Here is a 21434-nt window from a genome sequence, read left to right as displayed (position 1 = left end):
CCCGACCCGTAACAGGAGGTACGAGGTGGACGAGCGGATTCGGCTGCGGCTGGACGTCTCGTACGACGGCGCGGCTTTCTCCGGCTGGGCGCCCCAGCCGACGCGGCGGACCGTCGCCGGGGTGCTCGTCGAGACCCTGGATCTGGTCCTGGGAGCGGGCACCGCGACCGGTCTGACCGTCGCGGGTCGGACCGATGCCGGGGTGCACGCCTCCGGTCAGGTCTGCCACCTGGACCTGCCCGTCGAGGTGTGGCGGGAGCACGAGGGACGGCTGCTGCGCCGGCTGGCGCGGCTGCTCCCCACCGACGTGCGGGTGCGGGCGATGACCGAGGTGCCCGCCGACTTCGACGCCCGCTTTTCGGCCACCTTCCGACGGTACGAGTACCGGGTGACCGACGCCCCGTACGGCGCGGAGCCGCTGCGCCGGCACGAGGTGTTGGCCTGGCCGCGCGCGCTGGACCTGGCGGCCCTGAACACCGCTGCCGAGGGTCTGGTGGGTGAGCACGACTTCGCCGCGTACTGCCGGCGCAAGGAGAACGCGACGACGCTGCGCGAGGTGACCCGACTGGACTGGCGGCGTGACCCGGACGGCGTCCTGGTCGCCACCGTGCAGGCCGACGCGTTCTGCCAGGCGATGGTGCGCAGTCTCGTGGGGGCGATGCTCGCGGCCGGCGACGGTCGCCGGCCGGTGCGGTGGCCGGGCAGTCTGCTCGACCGGCAGGAGCGTTCCAGCGAGGTGACGGTGGCTCCGGCGCACGGGTTGACGCTGGTGGCGGTCGGCTACCCGGACGACCCGGCCGACTACGCCCGACGCGCGGACCTGACGCGTCGGCTGCGCGTACCGGTCGAGGGCTGACGACTGTCGCATCCGATCGGCACCGGGACCCACGCGGGCCGGGCCGGGACGACGACGGGTGTGCCACCTTCTCGGCGGCACACCCGTTGAGACGCGGTGGCGGATCAGTCGCCGGGCAGATCGTCGTCCCCGCTGCCGTTCTGGCTGCCGCTTCCCTGGGTGGGCGCTGGCGTCGGCTGCTCGGCCGTGCCGGTCTCGGCTCGCCGTTGCAGGACACCGCGGCTCAGGTGTACCTCGATCATGTCGAACAGGATTTCCCGGATCCTGGTGTCGCCGGACCTGACCGCGGTGCCGTCGGCGCGGACCACCAGCGCGTACGCCAGGTAGTGGCCCCGGACCTGCCAGCCGACCCGTGCCGGAGCGCTGGTCAGCGCGTCGGTGTCGGCGCCGTCGGTGAGGCCACGGAACCGACCCTGCCGGTCGTCGAGGATCTGCCGGATTCGGTCCCGAGCCCGCTCGGCGCTGACCTTGTCGGTGAGGTTGAACAGGCCGGTGGTGATCAGGTGGTCGCCGCCGGGAGCCCGCAACGTCGCCCGGACGACCTGGTTGCAGCCGAGCAGGACCAGCAGGTTGGCGACCTCGTCGGTGGCGGCGACGGCACAACTGCCGCTGGACTGGGTCTTGAGCACCTGGTAGGCGGCCTGTCCGTCGGCAAGTTTGAGTTCCTTGCCGGGGAAGAGTTCCTTCGCGGTGAGCGGCGCCTGGTCGGTGAACCGGGAGTCCAGATCCTGCCGTTGGGCGGGAGCCGACGCGGAGGCGTTCGGCTGGTACGTCGGGGTGGGCTGAGGGTCCGGATCGCGATCCGCCAGGAGCGCGGCGGCGCCCAGGCCGCAGAGCGCGAGCAGCACGAGGACGGCTGCGCCGCCGACCAGTACCTGCCAGAGCCTCCCGCCCCCGCGCCGCGCGGGCGTCTCCACCGGTTGGGCCGACGTGTAGACCTGGCTGCGGGGAGCCGCGATCGGGGCGCTGACGCGGGCGGGCGGCGGCGGTTGGGTCGACGGCAGCACCAACTGGTTGGGTCGGGGCAGCGACGGCGCGGGGAACCGCGACGGTGAGGGACCGGCTGGCGGAGGCGGACCGGCGCCGAGCACGTCCAGGTCGGACCCGGGCTCGGGGTCCTCGAATGCGTCCTCTTCGGACTCGTACCGATACACCATGTCGCCCAGAGTAGGAGTGATTGTCCCTTTAGGGGATAATATTGGGGAAATGTAGGTGTGGGCAGTGTCGTGACCCGCCGGAGCCGGTGCGAGAATTGCCGCGTGACCGGCGACCACTACTTCACCGCGCAGCCCGCCAGCGACGCACCGGCGCGCGAGGTCGAATTCTCCGTCGCCGACCGCGACTACCGGCTCGTCTCGGCCGGTGGTGTCTTCTCCGCCAGCCGTCTCGACCCCGGCACCGCCGTACTCCTGCGCAAGGCCGACCTGCCCGCCGCCGACACCACCGGCGACCTGCTCGACCTCGGCTGTGGGTTCGGCCCCATCGCGTGCGTCCTGGCCGACGTGGCACCGGCGAGCACCGTCTGGGCGGTCGACGTCAACGCCCGCGCCCGCGACCTCACCACCGCCAACGCGGCGAGGATCGGTGCCGGCGACCGGGTCCGGGTGAGCGCGCCGGACGACGTACCGGCGGATCTGACGTTCGCCGAGCTGTGGTCCAACCCGCCCATCCGCATCGGAAAGGACGAGCTGCACGAGCTGCTGCTGCGCTGGCTGCCCCGACTCGCCCCGGACGGCGTGGGGTGGCTGGTCGTCGCCCGGCACCTCGGCGGCGACTCGCTCCAACGCTGGCTCACCAACCAGGGCTGGCAGGTCGAGCGGCACGCCAGCCAGAAGGGCTTCCGGGTGCTGCGCGTCACCCGGTAATTGGATGTCCCTGGCGGCCCCGGCTGGGGCAGTATCCCCGCGTGGGATACGTGGACGTGGCAGCGGTCGGGCACAGCCTGCCGGACGGTCGGGAACTCTTCGCCGACGTGTCGTTCCGGGTCGGTGAGGGGGCCAAGGTCGCCCTGGTCGGGCCGAACGGCGCGGGCAAGACGACGCTGCTGAGAATGGTCGCCGGTGACCTGCCGATCCAGACGGGCGGCGTCGCGCGCGCCGGCGGGCTGGGCGTGATGCGGCAGTTCATCGGCATGATCGGTGACGAGACGACGCTGCACGACCTCGCCCTGTCGCTGGCCCCGCCGGCGCTGCGCGACGCCGGCCGCCGGCTCGGCGAAACCGAGGCGGCCATGCGGGCGGCCGAGGCCCACGGCAAGTTCAGCAACACCGCGGGCAAGGCACAGCTGGCGTACGCCGACGCGCTGGGCGCCTGGGGCGAGGCCGGCGGGTACGACGCCGAGGTGCTGTTCGACACCGTCGCGACCATCGTGCTCGACCAGCCGTGGGACGCCGTTCGGGAGCGGCCGGTGCGCACGCTCTCCGGCGGGCAGCAGAAACGGTTCGCCCTGGAGCTGCTGCTGCGCGGCCCGGACGAGGTGCTGCTGCTCGACGAGCCGGACAACTTCCTCGACGTGCCCGGCAAACGGTGGCTGGAGGCGCGGCTGCGCGAGTCGACGAAGTCGGTGCTCTACGTCTCACACGACCGCGAGTTGCTGGCCCAGACCGCCGACCGGGTGGTGGCCGTCGAGGGCGGCAGCGCCTGGGTGCACCCGGGTGGCTTCGCCAGTTGGTACGAGGCGCGGGTCGCCCGGCACGCCCGCCTCGACGAGCTGCGCCGACGCTGGGACGAGGAACACCAGAAGCTGCGCGAGCTGATGCTGATGTACAAGCAGAAGGCGGCGTACAACGACGGGTTGGCCTCGCGCTACCAGGCCGCGCAGACCCGGCTGCGCAAGTTCGAGGAGGCCGGGCCTCCGCCCGTACCCCCGAAGGACCAGGACATCCGGATGCGGCTGACCGGCGGGCGGACCGGCAAGCGCGCGGTCGTCTGCGACAAGCTCGAGCTGGACGGCCTGACATTCCCCTTCGACCTGGAGATCTGGTACGGCGACCGGGTGGCGGTCCTCGGTGCCAACGGCACCGGCAAGTCGCACTTCCTGCGGCTGCTGGCGCGCGGTGGCAGCGACCCGGACCCGGCGAACGGGCCGGTCGACGGCGCGGGTGCGCTCGCCCCGGTGGCGCACGACGGTGTGGCCCGGCTCGGCGCGCGGGTCCGTCCCGGGCACTTCTCGCAGACCCACGACCGACCGGAGCTGATGGGGAAGACGCTCGTCGAGATCCTGTGGCGGGGTGACGAGCACCGCCAGGGGATGGACCGGCACGCGGCAATGGGGGTGCTCAGCCGGTACGAGTTGGCCGGGCAGGGTGACCAGCGCTTCGGCACCCTCTCCGGTGGGCAGCAGGCCCGTTTCCTGGTGCTGCTGCTGGAGCTGTCCGGGGCGACTCTGCTGCTGCTCGACGAGCCGACCGACAACCTCGACCTGGCGAGCGCCGAGGCGCTGGAGGTCGGCCTGAACGCCTTCGAGGGGACGGTGATCGCGGTCACCCACGACCGGTGGTTCACCCGCTCCTTCGACCGGTTCGTGCTGTTCCGCAGTGACAACGAAGTGGTGGAGACCCCGGAACCCGTCTGGGACGTCGGCTGATCGGTCGTCGGGCAGGAGGGCGTCCGGCCGGCATAGGGTGGATCTCGTGACTGAGATGACCTATCGCCGGCTGGGCGACTCCGGGCTCGTGGTGTCCGTCGTCGGAATCGGCTGCAACAACTTCGGCCGCAAGCTGGACCTCGACGGCACGCGAGCGGTGGTGGACGCGGCCCTGGACGCCGGGATCAACCTGTTCGACACCGCCGACATCTACGGCGAACCGCAGGGTGGCTCGGAGGAGCTGCTCGGGCAGGCGCTCAAAGGCCGCCGGGACGACGTCGTGGTGGCCACCAAGTTCGGCATGGACATGAACGGCCTCAACGGGCCCGACTTCGGCGCCCGGGGCGCGCGGCGCTACATCGCCCGCGCGGTCGAGGCGTCGCTGCGTCGGCTCGGCACCGACCACATCGACCTCTACCAGATGCACGAGCCCGACCCGGGTACGCCGATCGACGAGACCCTCGCCGCCCTGGACGACCTGGTCCGCGACGGCAAGGTGCGCTACCTGGGCAACTCCAACTTCGCCGGCTGGCAGGTCGCCGACGCGGACTGGGTCGCCTCGTCCAACGGCCGGGCCCGCTTCATCAGCGCGCAGAACCACTACAGCCTGCTGGAACGCTCGGTGGAGGCCGAGGTGATCCCGGCCTGCGAGCGGTTCGGCCTCGGCATGCTGCCGTTCTTTCCGCTCGCCAACGGCCTGCTCACCGGCAAGTACAAGCGCAGCGAGCAGCCGCCGGCCGGCAGCCGCCTCTCCGGCGGTGGCCGGTACGCCGACCGGCTCGCCGCCGCGGACTGGGACACCATCGAGGCGATCGAGGCGTACGCGAACGAGCGGGGTCTGACGATGCTCCAGGTGGCGATCGGTGGGCTGGCCGCCCAGCCGGCGGTGACCTCGGTGATCGCCGGTGCCACCACCGCCGAGCAGGTGCACGCCAACGCCGCCGCCGGCACCTGGGAGCCGACCGACGACGACCTGACGGCCCTGCGCGACATCCTCTGAGCCCGGTGCCGTCCCGGTTCCGTCGCTCGACGGCTCGCCGCGCTTGATCCACTCGCGTTCCTTGAAGTCGGGGTGACCTGTTGCGCTGGACACCCCGACCTCAGGGAAGCCGAGTCGATCACGAGTCGGTCAGATGGTGGTGCGGCGGCGGCCGAACAGCATGGCCACCCCCATCGCCAGGGCGACGACGACCAGGCCGGCCGCCGCGTACGGCCACCAGCCCGTGCCGCCCGCGCCGTCAGCCGTTCTGGTCACCGCGACCGGCTCCGGCGGGGGCGGAGACTGCGCGGCACGGGCCTGCACCGTTGCGGTGGCCTCACCCGGCAGTGGGGCGGGGGAGTTCACCGTGACCTTCCAGGTGCCGGCGGTGAGCACCGGACCGCTGCTGTAGAAGCCCTGCCCCTCAGGCTGCGGCTCCAACTGCACCGGCCCGATTTCCTGCCCGTCCGGGCCGGTGGCGGTGAGGATCAGTCGCACCACCCGGTCCAGCCGACGCCCGTCGGGGTAGGTGGCCTGGATGGTGACCCCCTCGGCGCCGTCGCCGGCCACCATGAGTTTGAGCTTGTCGGCCTGCCCTGCCCGGGCGGCCTGAGCAGCCTGAGCGGCCGCGGGGGCAGCGGCGAACACGGTCAGGGTCAGTCCGACCAGGACGGCGGCGACCACCGTGCGGATACGCGTCATGGACGTCCACTCCCTCATGAGCGAGGCCCCTCCCCGACACCGGAGCGTCGGGAAGGGGCCTCGATCGGATCAGAGCTGGCGACCGGGTGCCAGCCGGGTGGCGTCGCCACCGAGCCGGCCGGTGCCCTTGACCGGCTCGCCGTCATTGGCCTTGACGCCGGCCTTGCTGGCCGTACCGCCGAGCCGCACGATCATGGCGTCGGCGTCCCGGGTGAGGGTGTCCCGGATCTCGGCCTCGGCCACCAGGGTGGCGTCGGTGGCGAGGTCCCGGAACTGGGTCAGCTGCTTGACCGCCTTGTTGTCGTTGCCGGCCGCCTCGGCCTGGCGGGCCGCGTCGAGCTTGGCCGTCAACTGCTTGTGCGCCTTGGCCGACAACCGTCCCGTCGCCTTGAACCGGTCCAGCAGGAACTGCATGTCCCGGAACGAGGTGGTGACGAAGAACCGGACGTTCGAGGTCGTCGTGTTGCCGGCCTTGTCGGTCGCGGTGACGGTCAGCTCGTGCAGGCCGAGCGACAGCTCGTACATGGCCTGCAGGGTGCCGCTGGCGTACGCCTTGCCGTCGAGCTGGCCGACCACGGACGCGATGCCCGAGGTCGGGTCGACGGCCTGCCACGACACCCGTACGTCCTGGCTGTCGCCGTAGAGCTGGCCGTCGGCGACACCGGAGACCAGCAGCGTCGGCTTGGTGCCGTCGATCTTCAGGATCGCCGACTTGAGCGTCTCGACGTTGCCCGCCTTGTCGGTCGAGCGGTAGAGCAGCTCGTGCTGCCCGTCACCGGTCACCGCGACCGGCTCCGAGTACGGCGTCCACGCGCCACCGTCCAGCGACCACTCGACCGTCTTCACACCGGAACCGGCGTCGGTCGAGGTCAGCACCACCGGGATCGTCCCGTTGTGCCAGCCCGCGTCGTTCGCCGGAGCGAACGTCGCCGTGGTGACCGGTGCGGTGGCGTCGATCTTGACCGAGACGGTCTTCGTCGACTCCACGTTGCCGGCCTTGTCGGTCGAGCGGAACCGCAGCTCGTGCTCGCCGTCGCCGCTGATCGCCACCGGCGCGGTGTAGTCCGTCCAGGCGGTCGCGGAATCCAGCTGGTACTGCGTACCGGCCAGTCCGCTGCCACCGGCCTCGTCGGCGGCGGTCAGGGTGACCGTCACCGGCCCGGTGTACCACCCGTCGGTGGGGGTGCCCGACACCGCCGCCGTCGTCACCGGAGCGGTCTCGTCGACCGCCCTGGTGCTGAGCCGGAAGTAGTCGAACGCGGCCGTCTTCGACGCCGTCTGGTTGGCGCCGAGGGTGAACAGACCGACCTTCGGGGTGGCACCCACCGCGCTGTTGGTCAGCGCCTGCAACGCGGTCCAGGTCGTCCCGTCGGTCGAGTACGACGCGGTGAAGGTGTCACCGGTGCGGGCCAGCCGCAGGTACCACACCGCCGAGGTCAGGCTGGCTGCCTCCGGCTGCGGGTTCTGCACCACCCCGGCGATCTCGCTGCGGAACTCGATCCGCCGCGTCACCGCCTGGCCGGCCTGGTTGTCCGCGATGAAGTCGAACTTCACATAGTTGTCGTCGTCGGCCTGCACGAGCAGACCGGCCTGCTGGTACTGCTCGTTCAGCAGGCTGCCGTCGACCTTCGTCTCCAGGGTCCAGTCACCCGAGGGCGCGGTCTGGAGGATGAAGTTCTTCGGCCCGGTGTTGTCGGTGCCGTAGATGTCACCGTTGGGCACGTCGATCCGCAGCGCGCCATCGGTCACCCGGTAGCCGTTGGGGTCCTCCCGCAGGATCGCGTCCCACCGGCACTTGTCCAGCGTGCTGCCGGTGAACTCGTCCGACGGCTCGACCGGGCCGGCCGGAGCGTCCGGCGTGACCACGAACGAGTCGAACGCCGCGTCCACCACGGGCGCCTCGGTGCCTCCGTTGAGCGCGAAGACCCCGATCCGCGGGTTGGTGATGCCGGCGAGCGCGGCCGAGCGGCCGACCGGGGTGAACGTCTGCCCGTCGCCCGAAACCGCGGCGGTCAGGTTCGTCCCGTCGCTGGTGATCCGCAGGTACACGGTGTCACCCGCCGGCGCGTCAGCGGCGTCGGCAGCGTCGTTACGCGGCGTCGCGGCCGTCTCGGAGATGAACTCCACCCGACGGCTGCCGTTGTACAGCAGGTCCACCTTGGCGTAGTTGTCGTCGTCGCCGTACACCAGCAGGCCCGCCTGCTGGTAGTTGGCCGTCACCGGAAGCGTGACCTTGGTGGTCATCTCCCAGGCACCCGTCGGCGCCGCCTGGAGCACCAGGTTGGTGGCGTCGTTGCGAGCGCCGTAGAGGTCACCCACCGAGGTGGGCAGCTTCAGCGCGCCGCCACTGAGGGAGTAGAGCTGGTTCTCCCGGACCACGCTGGTCCACCGGCCCTTGTCCAACGTGTTGCCGTTGAAGTCGTCCGAACGCGCCCCGAAGCAGGACGTGTCCGGCGCGGTCACCCGCACCGGCACCGTTGCGTACGACTTGGCACCCTTGCTGTCGGTCACCGTGAGGGTGGCCGTGAAGGTGCCGACGCTGGTGTACGTGTGGCTGGCGTCCAGGGTGGACGCCGTACCGCCGTCACCGAAGTCCCAGGCGTACGTCAGCGGGGTGTCGCCCTCGGCGTCGGTGGCCGTGCCGTCGAAGGCGACGGTGACCGGCGCGGTACCGGTGGTCGGGGTCGCGGTGGCGGTGACCACCGGCGGCCCGTTCTCGGTGACGCCGCGACCGACGAAGTCCATCCAGTTGACGTTGAACAGCGAACCCGTTCCGCCGTTCGGGTCGCGGGCCACGAAGTACAGCGAGCCGCTCGCGGCACCGGTGACCGGCGCGCTCACGTCCGTGTACGTCTGCCACGCTCCGGTCGTCGGAACGGTGGCCGTGGCCACGATCGGTCCGTCGACCGCACCGGCGTGGACCTCGATCCGACCGCCGGCGGCGGCGGATGCGGCCCGGAACCGGATCTCGGTGATGTTGGTGAGGTTCGCCGGAACGAGCGACCACCAGTCGCCGTCCTCGATGAACGCGATGCTCTGGCCGCCACCGGCGGTGTCGGTCGCGGCCTCCCGCTGCACGCCGGCGTCTCCACCGCCGGTGCTGCCCGCAACCCGTCCGGTGGCCGTGAAGTACTCGGCCTGCTTCTGCTTCGGCTGCAGGATCTCGATCTGCCGGCCGGTGAGCGCGCCGGACCCGCCAGCCCCACCCTTGTCGGTGTACGTGGCCTCGAAGACCGCGAACACGTTGGCCTCGGCGCCGTGCCCGGAGGCGAGCGACGTCTGGACCGTGCCGGTGCAGCCGGTGTGCTGCTCCAGCGGGTGGGCGTGCTCGTCGTGACCGAGCAGCACCTGGAGGTTCACCTTGGTGCAGTCGATCTGCCCGTCCTCGGGGTCGGTCACCGTGACCGTGTAACGGACCTGGTCACCCCAGTTGAAGAAGCCACCGTCCGGCGGGAAGTCGATCTTCACCGTCGGTGCGGTGTTGCCCACGGTGACCGGCACGTTGGCGACCGCGGTGCGGCCCTTCGGGTTGGTCACGGTGAGCTGGGCGGTGTAGTTGCCCGCCGTGGCGTACGTGTGCGTCGGGTTGGCCTCGGTGGAGGTCTGCCCGTCGCCGAACGTCCACGCGTAGGTGAGCGCGCCGCCGTCCGGGTCCCGGGAGCCGGCGCTGGAGAACGTCACCGTCAACGGCGCCGGACCCGAGGTCGGGTTGGCGGTCGCCGCCGCGATCGGCGCACGGTCACCGGCGGTGTAGTCGATCCGGTAGACCCCGGAGTCGTCGTTGTTACCGCCGAAGCCGCTACCCCACTCGATCAGGTACAGCGCGCCGTCCGGACCGAACTCGAAGTCCATCGGGCGGATCATCGACATGCCGGGGAGGAGCTGGTTGATGTCCACCAACGACTTGCCGTCGGCGGTCATCTGCATCGTGTACATCTTGTTCTGGTTCCACTCGCCGAGCAGCGCCTTGCCGTCGAAGTAGGCCGGCCACTTGCGGGTCGAGTTGAGGTTGGCGTCGTACCGGTAGGCCGGACCGCCCATCGGGGCGCCACCGCCGCCGATCTCCGGGTACCGCGCGTCACCGGCGTAGCCGTAGTCGACGGTGGCCGGAACGACCGGCGGGAGGTTGGTCAGGCCCGTGTTGTTGGGCGAGTTGTTGACCGGCGCGGCGCAGTCGAACTTCGGACCACTCGGACCGGACGGGAACGTGTAGTCGTTGTACGCCTCGTTCGTGCCCGTGCAGTACGGCCAGCCGTAGTTGCCGGGGGTCACGACGTTCCACTCGACCAGGCCACGAGGGCCCCGGTTCGGGTTGTCCGCGTTGGCGTCCGGCCCGTAGTCCCCGACGTACAGCGTGTCGGTCTTCGGGTCGGTGCCGATCCGGAACGGGTTCCGAAAGCCCATCGCGTAGATCTCGGGACGGGTCTTCTCGGTGCCCGGGGCGAAGAGGTTGCCGGACGGAACCGTGTACGTCCCGTTGTCCTCCGGGTGGATCCGGATCACCTTGCCGCGCAGGTCGTTCGTGTTGGCCGAGGTGCGCTGCGAGTCGTAGTCCTGGCGACCCGCCCGCTCGTCGAGCGGCGCGTACGCGTTGGACTCGAACGGGTTGGTGTTGTCACCGGTGGCCAGGTAGAGGTTGCCGGCGCTGTCGAACGTCATGCTGCCGCCCGCGTGGCAGCAGGTGTTGCGCTGGGTGTCGACCCGCAGCACCTGCTTCTCGCTCGCCAGGTCGATGGTGTCGCCGGTCACCGTGAACCGGGACAGCAGGTTGCGCGTGACGTTGTCGTTCGGGGCGTAGTACAGGTACACCCACTTGTTGGTGGCGAAGTCCGGGTCGAGCCGGATGCCGATCAGTCCGTCCTCGTTGCCGGTGAAGACGTCCAGGTCGACGGCGGTGACGGTGTTGCCGGTGTCCGGCTTGATGATCTGGACCCGACCGTCGCGCTCGATGTAGAAGACCCGCCCGTCGGGGGCGATGTCCAGCTCCATCGGGTTGCTGGTGTTGCTGTCCAGCGTGACCTTCTCGAAGCTGGAGGTCTTCGACGCGCCACAGTCGGCGTCGACCACGCCGGCCGCCGTCTGGATGCCACCGAGCAGGTGCTTGAGGAACTCGGGCTCGGCGTACGACTCACGGGTGTGCCCGCCGCCGGTGTACCAGGAGCGGCCACCGTCGAAGTCCTGACACCACGCCGTCGGGTGGTCGGCGCCCATCGCGCCGGCGCCCGGGGTGTAGCTCTTTTCGTCCAGGCTGGCCAGGACGTGCACGTCCGACCGGGGGTTGGTCTGGAAGTTGTACCACTCGTCGAACCGGGACCAGCGCTCCGGCAGTCCGGTGGTGGACGGGTGGGCCGGGTCCTCCACCTTGACGGTGGCCTGCTGGTTCTGCGGGTGGTTGGCGAAGTACGCGCCGACCAGGTCGCCGTACCAGGCCCAGCTGTACTCGGTGTCCGAGGCGGCGTGGACGCCGACGTAACCGCCGCCGGCCTTCACGTACCGCTCGAAGGCCGCCTGCTGGTCGGCGTTCAGGACGTCACCGGTGGTGGAGAGCCAGATCACAGCCTTGTACTTGGCGAGGTTGGCGTCGCTGAACGCGGCACCGTCCTCGGTGGTGTCCACCGTGAAGCCGTTGGTGGCACCGAGTTGCTGGATGGCGGCGATGCCGGTGGGGATGGCGTCGTGCCGGAAACCGGCGGTCTTCGAGAAGACCAGGACGGAGTAGGGGTCGGCCGCTGCGGCCTTCGCTGCCTTCGGTGGTGTCTTCTGCACCACCTTGGAGAAGGGAGTCGCGGCTTGCGCGTCTCGCGGTGGGACCTGCGCTGCGACCGGAGCCGCCTGCGCCGGAGACCCGATCAGGGCCGTCGACGCGAGCGCGAGGGACAACAGGGTAGCGGTGAGTGGTACGGGGGCACGACGAGAACGGGACACGCCGCCTCCAATGTCGCGGTGGACAGGACTCGCGGGGCCGGCTCGCCGAAGACCGTCCCAGATGGAGCCGGTGGAGACGCCGTGCCAGGGCGTCCACGCCGGCATTTTGTCGATTCGCTGAACAAATTAGTTCTGCTGCATCGATGTCCGGCAAGATGCCGGCGGGTAACGGTTCTGCAACGGCGGGCGACATTCCGAACAGGACCGGAGAAAGTACCCCGATCGATCTCTCGCGCCGCGGCGGCGGGCTCTCCCTTGGCAGGGGAGGCGATGTGTCGTACGGTGACACGCAAGTAACCCACGGGAGCCCGGTGTACCGGGCTGAGAGGGGGGCTGACAGCCCCCGACCGTCGAACCTGATCCGGGTAATGCCGGCGCAGGGAGGAGCGTTGCCGTGCCGTCCCTCGGCCGACTGCATCTGATCACCGACACCCGACCCGGGCGCGATCCACTCACCGTGGTCCGGGCCGCCCTCGCGGCGGCCCGCGCCGACCTCGTCGTGCAGGTCCGGGTGGAGGACTCCGCCACCGACCGCGAGGCGTACGACCTGGCCGCCCGGGTGCTGGCGCTGTGCGCGCCGTACGGCGCGACGTGCCTGGTCAACGACCGGCTGCACGTGGCGCTCGCGGTGGGCGCCGCCGGTGGCCACGTCGGCGCCGACGACCTACCGGTCGCCGCGGCCCGGCACGTGCTCGGCGCAACCGGCGTGCTGGGCGCCACCGCCCGCGAGCCGAGGACCGCGATCGAGGCCGTCGTCGCCGGGGCCAACTACCTGGGCGTCGGCCCGTGCCACGCCACGAGCACCAAGGTCGGTCTGCCCGACCCCATCGGGACCGTCGGGATACGCGACGTCGCCGACGCCGTCGACGTGCCGGTCATCGCGATCGGCGGGGTGACCGCCGACCGGGTGCCGGCGCTCCGGACCGCCGGGGCGTACGGGGTGGCGGTGGTCGGGGCGATCTGCTCGGCCGCCGACCCCGCTCGGGCGACCGCCGAACTGCTGCGGGCGCTGGCGTGACGCGTACCGAGGTGGCGGTGGTGGGCGGGGGCCCGATCGGGCTGGCCGTCGCGTGGCGCTGCGCCAGCCGGGGCCTGCGCGTCGAGGTACACGACGCGGCACCCGGATCGGGGGCGTCGGGCGTCGCCGCCGGGATGCTCTCTCCGGTCGCCGAGGCGTACTTCGGTGAGCGTGGGCTGACCGAGCTGCTGGTGGCCTCCGCCGCCCGTTGGCCCACGTTCGCCGCCGAGCTGACCGAGGACAGCGGCACCCTCATCGGCTACCGGACCGAGGGCACGCTGATGGTCGGGCTGACCGGTGACGACCTGGCCGAGGCCCGCCGGCTCTGGGCGTACCAACAGGGTCTTGGTCTGCCGGTGACGCCGCTGCGCCCCACCGAGCTGCGCGACCGCGAGCCGGCGCTCGCCCCGCGGGTGCGCGGCGGCGCGCTCGCGCCCACCGACCACCAGGTCGATCCCCGGCTGCTGGTACCGGCGCTGCGCACGGCCGCGCGGCGGGCCGGCGCGGCGTTCGTGCCGCGACCGGTCCGGCGGCTGTCCGACGTGGACGCGAGGGTCACCGTGGTCGCGGCCGGCTGCGGTGCCGCCGCCCTCACCGGACTGCCCGTGCGGCCGGTGAAGGGCCAGATCCTGCGGCTGCGTGCGCCCGGCGGCGTCGCGCCGGGCTTCCGGCACGTGATCCGGGGGTACGCCGACGGCGAGCACGTCTACCTGGTGCCCCGCACCGACGGCGAGGTGGTGCTCGGGGCGACGGTCGAGGAGCGGTCGGACACCACAGTCACCGCCGGCGCGGTGCAGCGACTGCTGCGCGCCGGTGTCGACCTGCTACCCGAGCTGGCCGAGTACGACCTGGTGGAGGCCGTCGCCGGTCTGCGGCCCGGCACCCCGGACAACGCGCCGATCCTGGGGCCGCTGCCCGGCCGGCCGGACGTGCTCGCCGCCACGGGACACCACCGGCACGGCATCGTGCTCACCCCGGTCACCGCCGAGGCGATCACCGACCTGGTGCTCACCGGAGTGCCCGACCCGCTGCTCACCGGGTTCGGTGCCGACCGGTTCGCCGGCCCGATGCGCGGTTTCGAGGAGGAGTGATGAAGTTGACGGTGAACGGGACCGGGCGCACTGTCCCCGGCGGCGCGTCGGTGGCCGATCTGGTCGGTGACGTCGCGCCGCACCAGCGTGGCGTCGCGGTCGCGGTCAACGGCGAGGTGGTGCCCCGGACCGGCTGGCCGGTCACGGAGCTGCACGACGGCGACCGCGTCGAAGTGCTCACCGCCGCGCAGGGCGGGTGAGCGGCGTGCCGTTCGAACTGGGTGGGGCGACGTTCGGCTCGCGGCTGATCCTGGGCACCGGTGGGGCCGCGAACCTGCACGTACTGGAACAGGCGATCCGGGCGTCCGGTACGGAGCTGGTCACGCTGGCGCTGCGCCGGGTGGACACCGCGCCGGGCACCGGGGGAGGGCTGCTGGAACTGCTGGACCGGTGCGGGGTACGGCTGCTGCCGAACACCGCCGGCTGCCACACCGCGACCGAGGCGGTGAAGGTGGCCCGGCTGGCGCGCGACGCGTTCGACACCGACTGGGTGAAGTTGGAGGTCATCGGCGACGAGCGGACGCTGCTGCCCGACGGGGTGGAGCTGCTCCGCGCCGCCGAGGAACTCGTCGCGGACGGCTTCACGGTGCTGCCGTACACCAGTGACGACCCGGTGCTCGCCCGCCGCCTCGCGGACGTGGGCTGCGCTGCGGTGATGCCCGCCGGCGCGCCGATCGGTTCGGGGCTCGGCATCGGCAACCCGCACCACATCCGGCTGATCCGGCAGAGCGTGGACGTGCCGGTGATCCTCGACGCCGGCATCGGCACCGCGTCCGACGCGGCGCTGGCCATGGAGCTGGGCTGCGACGCGGTCCTGCTGGCCAGCGCGGTCACCCGGGCCGCCGACCCGGTGGCGATGGCGACGGCGATGCGGTACGCCGTCGAGGCCGGACGCCTCGCCGCGGGCGCGGGCCGGATCGCCCGGCGTTTCCACGCCCTGCCCTCCACTCCCGACGAGGGAAGACCGGACCTGTGACGGGGTTGGTGCCGCCGGGGGTCGTCCTGTTGACCGACCGGCTGGTCGCCACGGGCGGTCTCGAACGTGTCGTGGCGGGGGCGGTCGCCGGGGGAGTGCGTTGGGTCGTGCTGCGGGAGAAGGACCTGCCCCGCGCCGAACGCGCCGCTCTCGCCGTCGACCTGCGCGCGATCCTCGCCGACGTCGGCGGGACCCTCGTCGTGGCCGGCCCGGACCCGTTGGGCGGCGACGCCGTCCACCTGCCGGCCGCCGGCCCGTACCCGCCGCCGGCCCACCGCCTTGTCGGCCGCTCCTGCCACAACGAGACCGAACTGAACCGCCTGACCACCGAGCACTACGCCACAATCTCCCCGATCTGGCCCACCCGGACAAAGCCCGGCTACGGCCCACCCCTGGAAGTCGCCGGCCTGCGCGCGCTCGTCGCGGCCAGCCCGGTGCCCGTCCTAGCGCTCGGGGGGGTGGAGACCCCGGAACAGGTAACGGCCTGCGTCGAGGCAGGAGCCGCAGGAGTAGCCGTGCTCGGAGCACTCATGCGAGCAGAGAACCCCCAAGAAGCAGCCCGCCGACTGAGCAGAGCCTTCCAAGAGGCGATCACCCAGGAGGTTCAAAGAAGCCGGCATGGGCGCACGGAGGTCCCGCAGCCCCAAAGCGCAACCAAAGAGGAAAGATGACCCCGACGACAACCCTGACCATCGCCGGCTCCGACTCCGGCGGCGGCGCCGGAATCCAGGCGGACCTCAAGGTCTTCGCGGCGCTCGGCGCGTACGGCACGAGTGTCCTGACAGCGGTCACCGCGCAGAACACCCGGGGTGTCGACGCCGTCCTGCCGCTGCCGCCGCGCACGGTCGCGGAGCAGTTGGACAGCGTGCTCGTCGACTTCACCGTGGGCGCGGTCAAGACGGGGATGCTCGGCACGCCGGCCGTCGCCGACGTGGTGGCCCAGGCCGCCCGGGACGGCCGGTTGCCCCAGCTCGTCGTCGATCCGGTGCTGGTCGCCACGAGCGGCCACCGGCTGGGCGTGGTGGGCGCGGTGGAGCGGCTGCTCCCGTACGCGCGGGTGGCGACGCCGAACTGCGCGGAGGCCGCGGCCATCACCGGACGCGGCGTGGACGACGTGCCCGCGATGGTCGTGGCCGCCGAGGCCCTGGCCGCCGGCGGTCCGGAGTACGTGGTCGTCACCGGTGGTGACGTGGGTGGGGACGAGGCGGTCGACGTGCTGTGCGGCGGTGGTGTCACCACCCTGCTGCGCGCGCCCCGGGTGGACACCCGGCACACCCACGGCACCGGTTGCTCGTTCTCGGCGGCCATCGCCGTGCGGCTCGCGCTGGGCGATCCGGTGCCGGCGGCCGTGCAGGTCGCCAAGGAGTACGTGTTCCGCGCGCTGACCGGCGGGCGGAGTTGGGAGCTGGGCGCGGGGCGCGGACCGCTGGATCACTTCGGCTGGTCCGCCTGATCACCAGGGAGGTTGTCATGCAGGCACGAGGCAAGGTGTACGTCGAGGGTTCGCGGCCGGATGTGCGGGTGCCGTTCGCGGAGGTGGCGCTGACCGGCGACCATCCGCCGGTGCGGCTCTACGACACGTCCGGCCCGGGATCGGACCCGCAGGTGGGGTTGCCACCGCTGCGCGGCCCGTGGATAGCCGAGCGGGGTGACGTGGCGCCGGTGCGGGGCGCGGGGACGCCGTTGGCCGGGATGGACGGTCGTCGTCCGACGCAGCTCGCGTACGCGCGGGCCGGCGTGGTGACGCCGGAGATGGAGTTCGTGGCGATCCGGGAGAACGTCGACCCGGAGCTGGTGCGGGCCGAGATCGCCGCCGGTCGGGCGGTGCTGCCGCTCAACGTGAACCACCCGGAGTGCGAGCCGGCGATCATCGGGAAGGCGTTCCTGGTCAAGGTGAACGCCAACATCGGCACCTCGGCGGTCAGCTCGTCGGTGGCCGAGGAGGTCGAGAAGTTGACCTGGGCCACCCGCTGGGGCGCGGACACGGTGATGGACCTGTCCACCGGCAAGCGGATCCACGAGACCCGCGAGGCGATCGTGCGGAACTCGCCGGTGCCGATCGGGACGGTGCCGATCTACCAGGCGTTGGAGAAGGTCGGCGGCGACCCGGTGAAGTTGAGCTGGGAGGTGTTCCGGGACACCGTCATCGAGCAGGCCGAGCAGGGCGTCGACTACATGACGGTGCACGCCGGGGTGCTGCTGCCGTACGTGCCGTTGGCCGTGGACCGGGTCACCGGGATCGTCTCCCGGGGTGGCTCGATCATGGCGGCCTGGTGCCTGGCGCACCACGAGGAGAACTTCCTCTACACCAACTTCGCCGAGCTGTGCGCGATCCTTGCCCGCTACGACGTGACGTTCTCGCTCGGCGACGGGCTGCGGCCCGGCTCGATCGCGGACGCCAACGACGAGGCGCAGTTCGCCGAACTGCGCACCCTCGGCGAGTTGACGACTGTCGCCTGGGAGCACGACGTCCAGGTGATGATCGAGGGCCCGGGCCACGTGCCCATGCACAAGATCAAGGAGAACGTGGACCTCCAGCAGGAGTGGTGCCACGAGGCCCCGTTCTACACGCTCGGGCCGTTGACCACCGACATCGCGCCCGCGTACGACCACATCACCTCCGCCATCGGCGCGGCGATGATCGGCATGTTCGGCACCGCCATGCTCTGCTACGTCACTCCGAAGGAGCACCTCGGCCTGCCGGACCGCGACGACGTGAAGGCCGGCGTGATCGCGTACAAGATCGCGGCGCACGCGGCCGATCTGGCCAAGGGTCACCCTGGCGCGCAGGAGTGGGATGACGCGTTGTCGAAGGCGCGGTTCGAGTTCCGCTGGGAGGACCAGTTCAACCTCTCGCTGGACCCGGAGACCGCTCGGTCGTACCACGACGCGACCCTGCCCGCCGAGCCGGCGAAGACGGCGCACTTCTGCTCGATGTGCGGTCCGAAGTTCTGCTCCATGAAGATCACGCAGGAGCTGAAGGAGTACGCGGCCCGTGGCATGAAGGACAAGTCGGAGGAGTTCGTCTCCGGCGGCGGAAAGGTCTACCTACCGCTGGCCTGACGGAGCGGCCGCTTCGGCCTGGTCAACTCTGGTTCCGGGAAGTCGGGGTGTCCTGGCCGGCAGGAAGGCCCGGATTCTCGGAACCAGAGTCAATCAAGCTGGTCGTTCACTCGCGGTGGTGACGGCCGGTGGAGCGCAGCGAGCGACGGCCGTTCTCCGGCTCGGGTTCGTTGTCGGTGACCGGCTTGCTGAGGCCGGCGACCCAGTCGACGAACTCCTCGTCCTGCGCGGGCAGCGGCTCCGCCGCGTCGGGCGCGGGCCGACTCTCTTCGTCGGCCCGCACCCGGTTACGCCGGAAGAGGCCGCCGAGCCGCCCCCGCCGGGAGGACTGCCGCCCGTCGTCGGTGGACGCCCGCGCGGGATCGTCCGCCGGCTCGACACTGTCGGCGGTGGTGGACGCGCCGCCCTGCTCCGGTACGACCGGGGTGATCGACGGCGGCACGATGGACCTCGCCAGGGCGGCCATCGCGCTGGCCTGGTCGGTCCGGCCGGTCCTGCCGAGGGGCTGGCCCGGCGTGCTGACGGCTGGTCCGGTGGTGTCGGCGGTCGTGGCGGGCGATGCGCTTCCCTCGGGCGCGCTGGTGTTGTGGTCCGGCGTACCGGTGCTCTGATCCGGTGTTCTGGCGCGGCGGGTGGTGTCGAAGGCGTCCCAGGTGGGCACGCGGCTCAGGTCGGGCAGGGGTGCCCGGTGCCGGAAGCGGGGCGTCCAGTCGGTCGAGTCCTCGGCGCTCGCGGGCGTGTCCGCGGTCGGCGGTTCCGGGTCGGTCGACGCCGTGGCCCAGGACGGGGTGGCCGACCAGGCGGGAGCCGCCGGCGTCCACCGGTCGCCCCCCGCGTCGCCGGCAGTGGGCTCGCCGAACAGCGACGTGCCGGCGCGGCCCTCGGTCGTCGCCTGTTCGGTGCGGCGGCCCACCCTGGACTTCGTGACCGGCGTGGAACCTTCGGCGGTCTCGGCGAGCCGGCTCGCATCCTCTTCGGCGGTCTGGGCCTGCGAGTCGGTTCCGGCAATCCGTGCCGCTTCGCCAGGCTCGGCGCTTCCACTCTCGGCGGAGGGGCGCGGCGTGTCCTGGTCGAGCGGCCTATCGGTGTCGACGCCTGTCACGTCGGCGCTCTTGCCGGCGCGGGTCGTCCGCTTGGCGCGTCCGCCGGTCGCTCCCTCGGTGCTCGTCCCGGTGGGTGCCGTTCCGGCCGTGGCCGTCGCGCTGGCGCTCGTCTCGGTGGGTGCTGTTCCGGTCGGTGCTGTTCCGGTGGCTGCGGCCGTGCCGTCGTCGGCGGCGGTTGTCGAGGTGGCGGCCGGGACGGACTTCGGCTTGCGCGCGCGACGCGGCTTGGGCGGGGACGCGTCGGCGGCCCGGTCGCCCGCGCTGTCCGCGCTCGACGTGCCTGCCACGTCCACGACCTGCGGATCCGTGCTTCGCATGCTCGGCGTGCCCGCGTTGGCCGCGACCGGCTCGCCGGTGCCGCCCGTGCTCGGCGTGCCCGTGCTCGGCGTGCCCGTGCTCGGCGTGCCCGTGCTCGGCGTGCCCGTGCTCGGCGTGCCCGTGCTCGGCGTGCGGGCGCTGGCCGTGGTCGGAGTGACGGTGGTGCCCGCGACCGGAGTGCCGGTCGCACCGGAGCTGTCCGTGGTGAGCGGAGCATCGGTGGCGAGCGGGGCCACGGTGCCGCTGATCGTCGTGCGGTCGCTGCCCGGCGCGTTGCGGCCAGGCGTGTCGCTGTTACTCGCGCTGTCGCCCACCGCGTCGGGCGTCGGGCTGACGGCTGTCGTCCCGGCCGTGGGGGGCTTCGCAACGGCACGGACCGGGTCGGCGGCACCGGCGGTCGCGTCCTCGTCGTGACTCGACGGCTGCCGCCCGGCGGTGAACTCGCCGGTCGGGTCGGTCAGCCAGGAGGCGCGGGGCGGCGTGGGGTCGTGCCGCCCGCTGGCGGCGGACGCGTCCCGGGTCGCGGCGTCCCCTGCCGACTCGGCGGTGTCGGACCGCTGGCGGGGGCCGGCGGGTCGAGGGGCCTGGCCCGGGCGCGTCGCCTCGGCGGGGACCGGGCCGTGCTGGCCGCTCGCGGTGGCAGACGGCCAGTCCCAGTGGGCGGGGACGGTGCGTACACCGGGGGTGTCGTCACCGGCGCGCGGACCCGGAGCCGTCTCGACCAGCTGTCCGCCGGCGTGCCCGGAGTGGTCCTCGGTTCGATCCGTCGACGTCACCGGCTCGCTGCCCGGCAGCGTCGGGCCGGCGGGCAGCGGGCGCAGGATGTCGGTCGGCGTGATCGCCTCGGAGTCGGCGGCGCGGACGCCGAGAGGCCAGCGCAGCAGGGCGGCGGCCGTCGCGCCGAGGGCGCCAGCGAGGACCGCGATCAGCGCTGCGTAGTAGGGGGTCGTCTGGTAGCGGTCGACGGCGTCGCCAGGGCCCGCGGCCAGGTACGCGAATGCCACCAGCACCGGACCGGCCACCCCGGTCGCCGCGCTGATCAGCGGGACCTGGCCGCGCCAGCGGGCCAGTCCGGCGGTCGCCGCTCCCGCGAGCAGCGCCACGATCGGCAGCAGGAGCAGCGCCAGGCTCTGCGCGGCGGCGGCGTCCAACCAGTTCGGTTCGAGTACGCCGAGTCGGACCGTGGGCAGCGGACCGGTCGTGCCGAGCGACGGCAGGACGGAGATCAACGCCAGCAGCCAGATCGTCCCCGCCACGGCCGCCATGTTCCAGCCCAGTCCCGGTCGGAGCAGTACGGCGATGGCCGCCCCCGCTCCGACGACCGCCCCGAGGATGGCGCAGATGCCGACCGCCCAGACCGGGTCCACCGAGATCAACTCGGCGGCTCGGGCGGGCTGCATGCAGAGCGGGGCGACGGCTGTCGCGCCGAGCGCGGCGGCGCCACCGATGGCCAGGTGCCGGCCGGTGCTGGCCGGCGGGGTGTCCCGGCGGGCCAGACGTCCGGTCAGGACGGCGCCGGCGACGGCGGCGTTCGCGGCGAACCAGCCCACCCAGACGAGCTGGGCCGGCCACTGGTTGACGGTCGAGCCGGTGAAGGCGCCGGTGAGCCGGACGATGCCGAAGCCGTACGCGACGCCGAGTTGGCCGGCTCCGGCCAGCACGCTCACCCCGAGCGCGGTGAGCAGCAGTCTGCCCCAGGTCCGATAGGCCATGTCCGGCACGTTACGCACCTGGTACACCCGATCGCCACCGGCGCGCCGCGCGGCGCGCCGGTGGCGATCGGCGGGTCTACTTGAGTTCGACCAGTCAGATCGGAA

15 protein-coding genes and 1 riboswitch are annotated in these 21434 nt (G+C 72.2%); of the genes, 11 read left to right on the top strand and 4 right to left on the bottom strand.

Features of this window, described 5'->3' with window-relative positions; all coding sequences use genetic code 11:
* Window positions 1-25: 25 nt before the first annotated feature.
* Entirely contained in the window at window positions 26-856 is an 831-nt protein-coding gene (gene truA, locus ABZV06_RS23960; protein ID WP_355242121.1) for a tRNA pseudouridine(38-40) synthase TruA, read from the top strand.
* A 104-nt stretch (window positions 857-960) separates the two neighbouring features.
* On the opposite strand, the gene ABZV06_RS23955 is transcribed toward truA, so the two are convergent.
* Window positions 961-2013 carry a hypothetical protein gene (locus ABZV06_RS23955; RefSeq protein WP_355242118.1) on the bottom strand — a complete coding sequence of 351 codons (1053 nt, stop codon included), beginning with the start codon at window positions 2011-2013 and terminating at the stop codon, window positions 961-963.
* 102 nt (window positions 2014-2115) lie between these two features.
* Here ABZV06_RS23955 and ABZV06_RS23950 point away from each other — a divergent pair, with 102 nt between their 5' ends.
* From ABZV06_RS23950 to ABZV06_RS23940, 3 genes are read left to right on the top strand one after another with little or no spacing between them, the layout of a single operon-like run.
* Window positions 2116-2721 carry a methyltransferase gene (locus tag ABZV06_RS23950; protein WP_355624342.1) on the top strand — a complete coding sequence of 202 codons (606 nt, stop codon included), beginning with the start codon at window positions 2116-2118 and terminating at the stop codon, window positions 2719-2721.
* A 41-nt stretch (window positions 2722-2762) separates the two neighbouring features.
* Window positions 2763-4442, top strand: coding sequence for an ATP-binding cassette domain-containing protein (locus ABZV06_RS23945; protein WP_355624339.1), 1680 nt, complete (start codon window positions 2763-2765; stop codon window positions 4440-4442).
* A 37-nt stretch (window positions 4443-4479) separates the two neighbouring features.
* The gene (locus ABZV06_RS23940) at window positions 4480-5442 is read left to right on the top strand and encodes an aldo/keto reductase (protein WP_355242109.1); all 963 of its coding nucleotides are present in this window, start codon (window positions 4480-4482) and stop codon (window positions 5440-5442) included.
* Between the two features lie 129 nt (window positions 5443-5571).
* On the opposite strand, the gene ABZV06_RS23935 is transcribed toward ABZV06_RS23940, so the two are convergent.
* Both ABZV06_RS23935 and ABZV06_RS23930 read right to left on the bottom strand, forming a co-directional pair.
* The gene (locus ABZV06_RS23935; RefSeq protein WP_355242106.1) at window positions 5572-6123 is read right to left on the bottom strand and encodes a hypothetical protein; all 552 of its coding nucleotides are present in this window, start codon (window positions 6121-6123) and stop codon (window positions 5572-5574) included.
* Between the two features lie 69 nt (window positions 6124-6192).
* Window positions 6193-12048, bottom strand: coding sequence for a ThuA domain-containing protein (locus ABZV06_RS23930; protein WP_355624336.1), 5856 nt, complete (start codon window positions 12046-12048; stop codon window positions 6193-6195).
* A gap of 290 nt (window positions 12049-12338) precedes the next feature.
* A riboswitch (TPP riboswitch) is annotated at window positions 12339-12448 on the top strand.
* On the opposite strand from ABZV06_RS23930, the gene thiE reads away from it, so the two are divergent.
* The 7 genes from thiE (at window position 12443) to thiC (ending at window position 18196) form a co-directional block, all read left to right on the top strand.
* Window positions 12443-13066: a thiamine phosphate synthase gene (gene thiE, locus ABZV06_RS23925; protein WP_355242099.1), complete on the top strand. Its 624-nt coding sequence runs from the start codon at window positions 12443-12445 to the stop codon at window positions 13064-13066. Its footprint overlaps the riboswitch before it by 6 nt.
* The gene (gene thiO, locus ABZV06_RS23920) at window positions 13063-14157 is read left to right on the top strand and encodes a glycine oxidase ThiO (protein ID WP_355242096.1); all 1095 of its coding nucleotides are present in this window, start codon (window positions 13063-13065) and stop codon (window positions 14155-14157) included. The genes thiE and thiO overlap by 4 nt, the downstream gene beginning before the upstream one ends.
* Complete coding sequence (thiS, locus tag ABZV06_RS23915) at window positions 14157-14357, top strand: sulfur carrier protein ThiS (RefSeq protein ID WP_355242093.1); 201 nt, start codon at window positions 14157-14159, stop codon at window positions 14355-14357. Before thiO ends, thiS begins: the two co-directional genes overlap by 1 nt.
* Window positions 14354-15133, top strand: a complete 780-nt coding sequence (locus ABZV06_RS23910) for a thiazole synthase (protein ID WP_355242090.1) — start codon at window positions 14354-14356, stop codon at window positions 15131-15133. Before thiS ends, ABZV06_RS23910 begins: the two co-directional genes overlap by 4 nt.
* A complete protein-coding gene (locus ABZV06_RS23905; RefSeq protein WP_355624333.1) occupies window positions 15130-15804 on the top strand; it encodes a thiamine phosphate synthase in 675 nt (224 codons plus the stop codon). Before ABZV06_RS23910 ends, ABZV06_RS23905 begins: the two co-directional genes overlap by 4 nt.
* Complete coding sequence (thiD, locus tag ABZV06_RS23900; protein ID WP_355242084.1) at window positions 15801-16586, top strand: bifunctional hydroxymethylpyrimidine kinase/phosphomethylpyrimidine kinase; 786 nt, start codon at window positions 15801-15803, stop codon at window positions 16584-16586. The genes ABZV06_RS23905 and thiD overlap by 4 nt, the downstream gene beginning before the upstream one ends.
* A gap of 17 nt (window positions 16587-16603) precedes the next feature.
* The gene (thiC, locus tag ABZV06_RS23895) at window positions 16604-18196 is read left to right on the top strand and encodes a phosphomethylpyrimidine synthase ThiC (protein ID WP_355242081.1); all 1593 of its coding nucleotides are present in this window, start codon (window positions 16604-16606) and stop codon (window positions 18194-18196) included.
* Between the two features lie 106 nt (window positions 18197-18302).
* Here the strand turns inward: thiC and ABZV06_RS23890 are convergent, their stop codons facing one another.
* Window positions 18303-21329 carry a hypothetical protein gene (locus tag ABZV06_RS23890; RefSeq protein WP_355624330.1) on the bottom strand — a complete coding sequence of 1009 codons (3027 nt, stop codon included), beginning with the start codon at window positions 21327-21329 and terminating at the stop codon, window positions 18303-18305.
* Between the last annotated feature and the right edge of the window lie 105 nt (window positions 21330-21434).

This window comes from Micromonospora sp. NPDC005172 (genome assembly GCF_040608555.1).
Lineage (GTDB): Bacteria > Actinomycetota > Actinomycetes > Mycobacteriales > Micromonosporaceae > Micromonospora.
The sequence above is the reverse complement of the archived record's forward strand: the minus strand, read 5'-3'. Positions and strand labels throughout refer to the sequence as shown.

Excerpts from the sequence above, each read along its gene's own strand:
- ABZV06_RS23955 (WP_355242118.1), bottom strand. The coding sequence starts at position 2,013 with ATGGTGTATCGGTACGAGTCCGAAGAGGACGCATTCGAGGACCCCGAG.
- ABZV06_RS23935 (WP_355242106.1), bottom strand. The coding sequence starts at position 6,123 with ATGACGCGTATCCGCACGGTGGTCGCCGCCGTCCTGGTCGGACTGACC.
- ABZV06_RS23890 (WP_355624330.1), bottom strand. The coding sequence starts at position 21,329 with ATGGCCTATCGGACCTGGGGCAGACTGCTGCTCACCGCGCTCGGGGTG.
- thiS (WP_355242093.1), top strand. The coding sequence starts at position 14,157 with ATGAAGTTGACGGTGAACGGGACCGGGCGCACTGTCCCCGGCGGCGCG.
- thiD (WP_355242084.1), top strand. The coding sequence starts at position 15,801 with ATGACCCCGACGACAACCCTGACCATCGCCGGCTCCGACTCCGGCGGC.
- thiC (WP_355242081.1), top strand. The coding sequence starts at position 16,604 with ATGCAGGCACGAGGCAAGGTGTACGTCGAGGGTTCGCGGCCGGATGTG.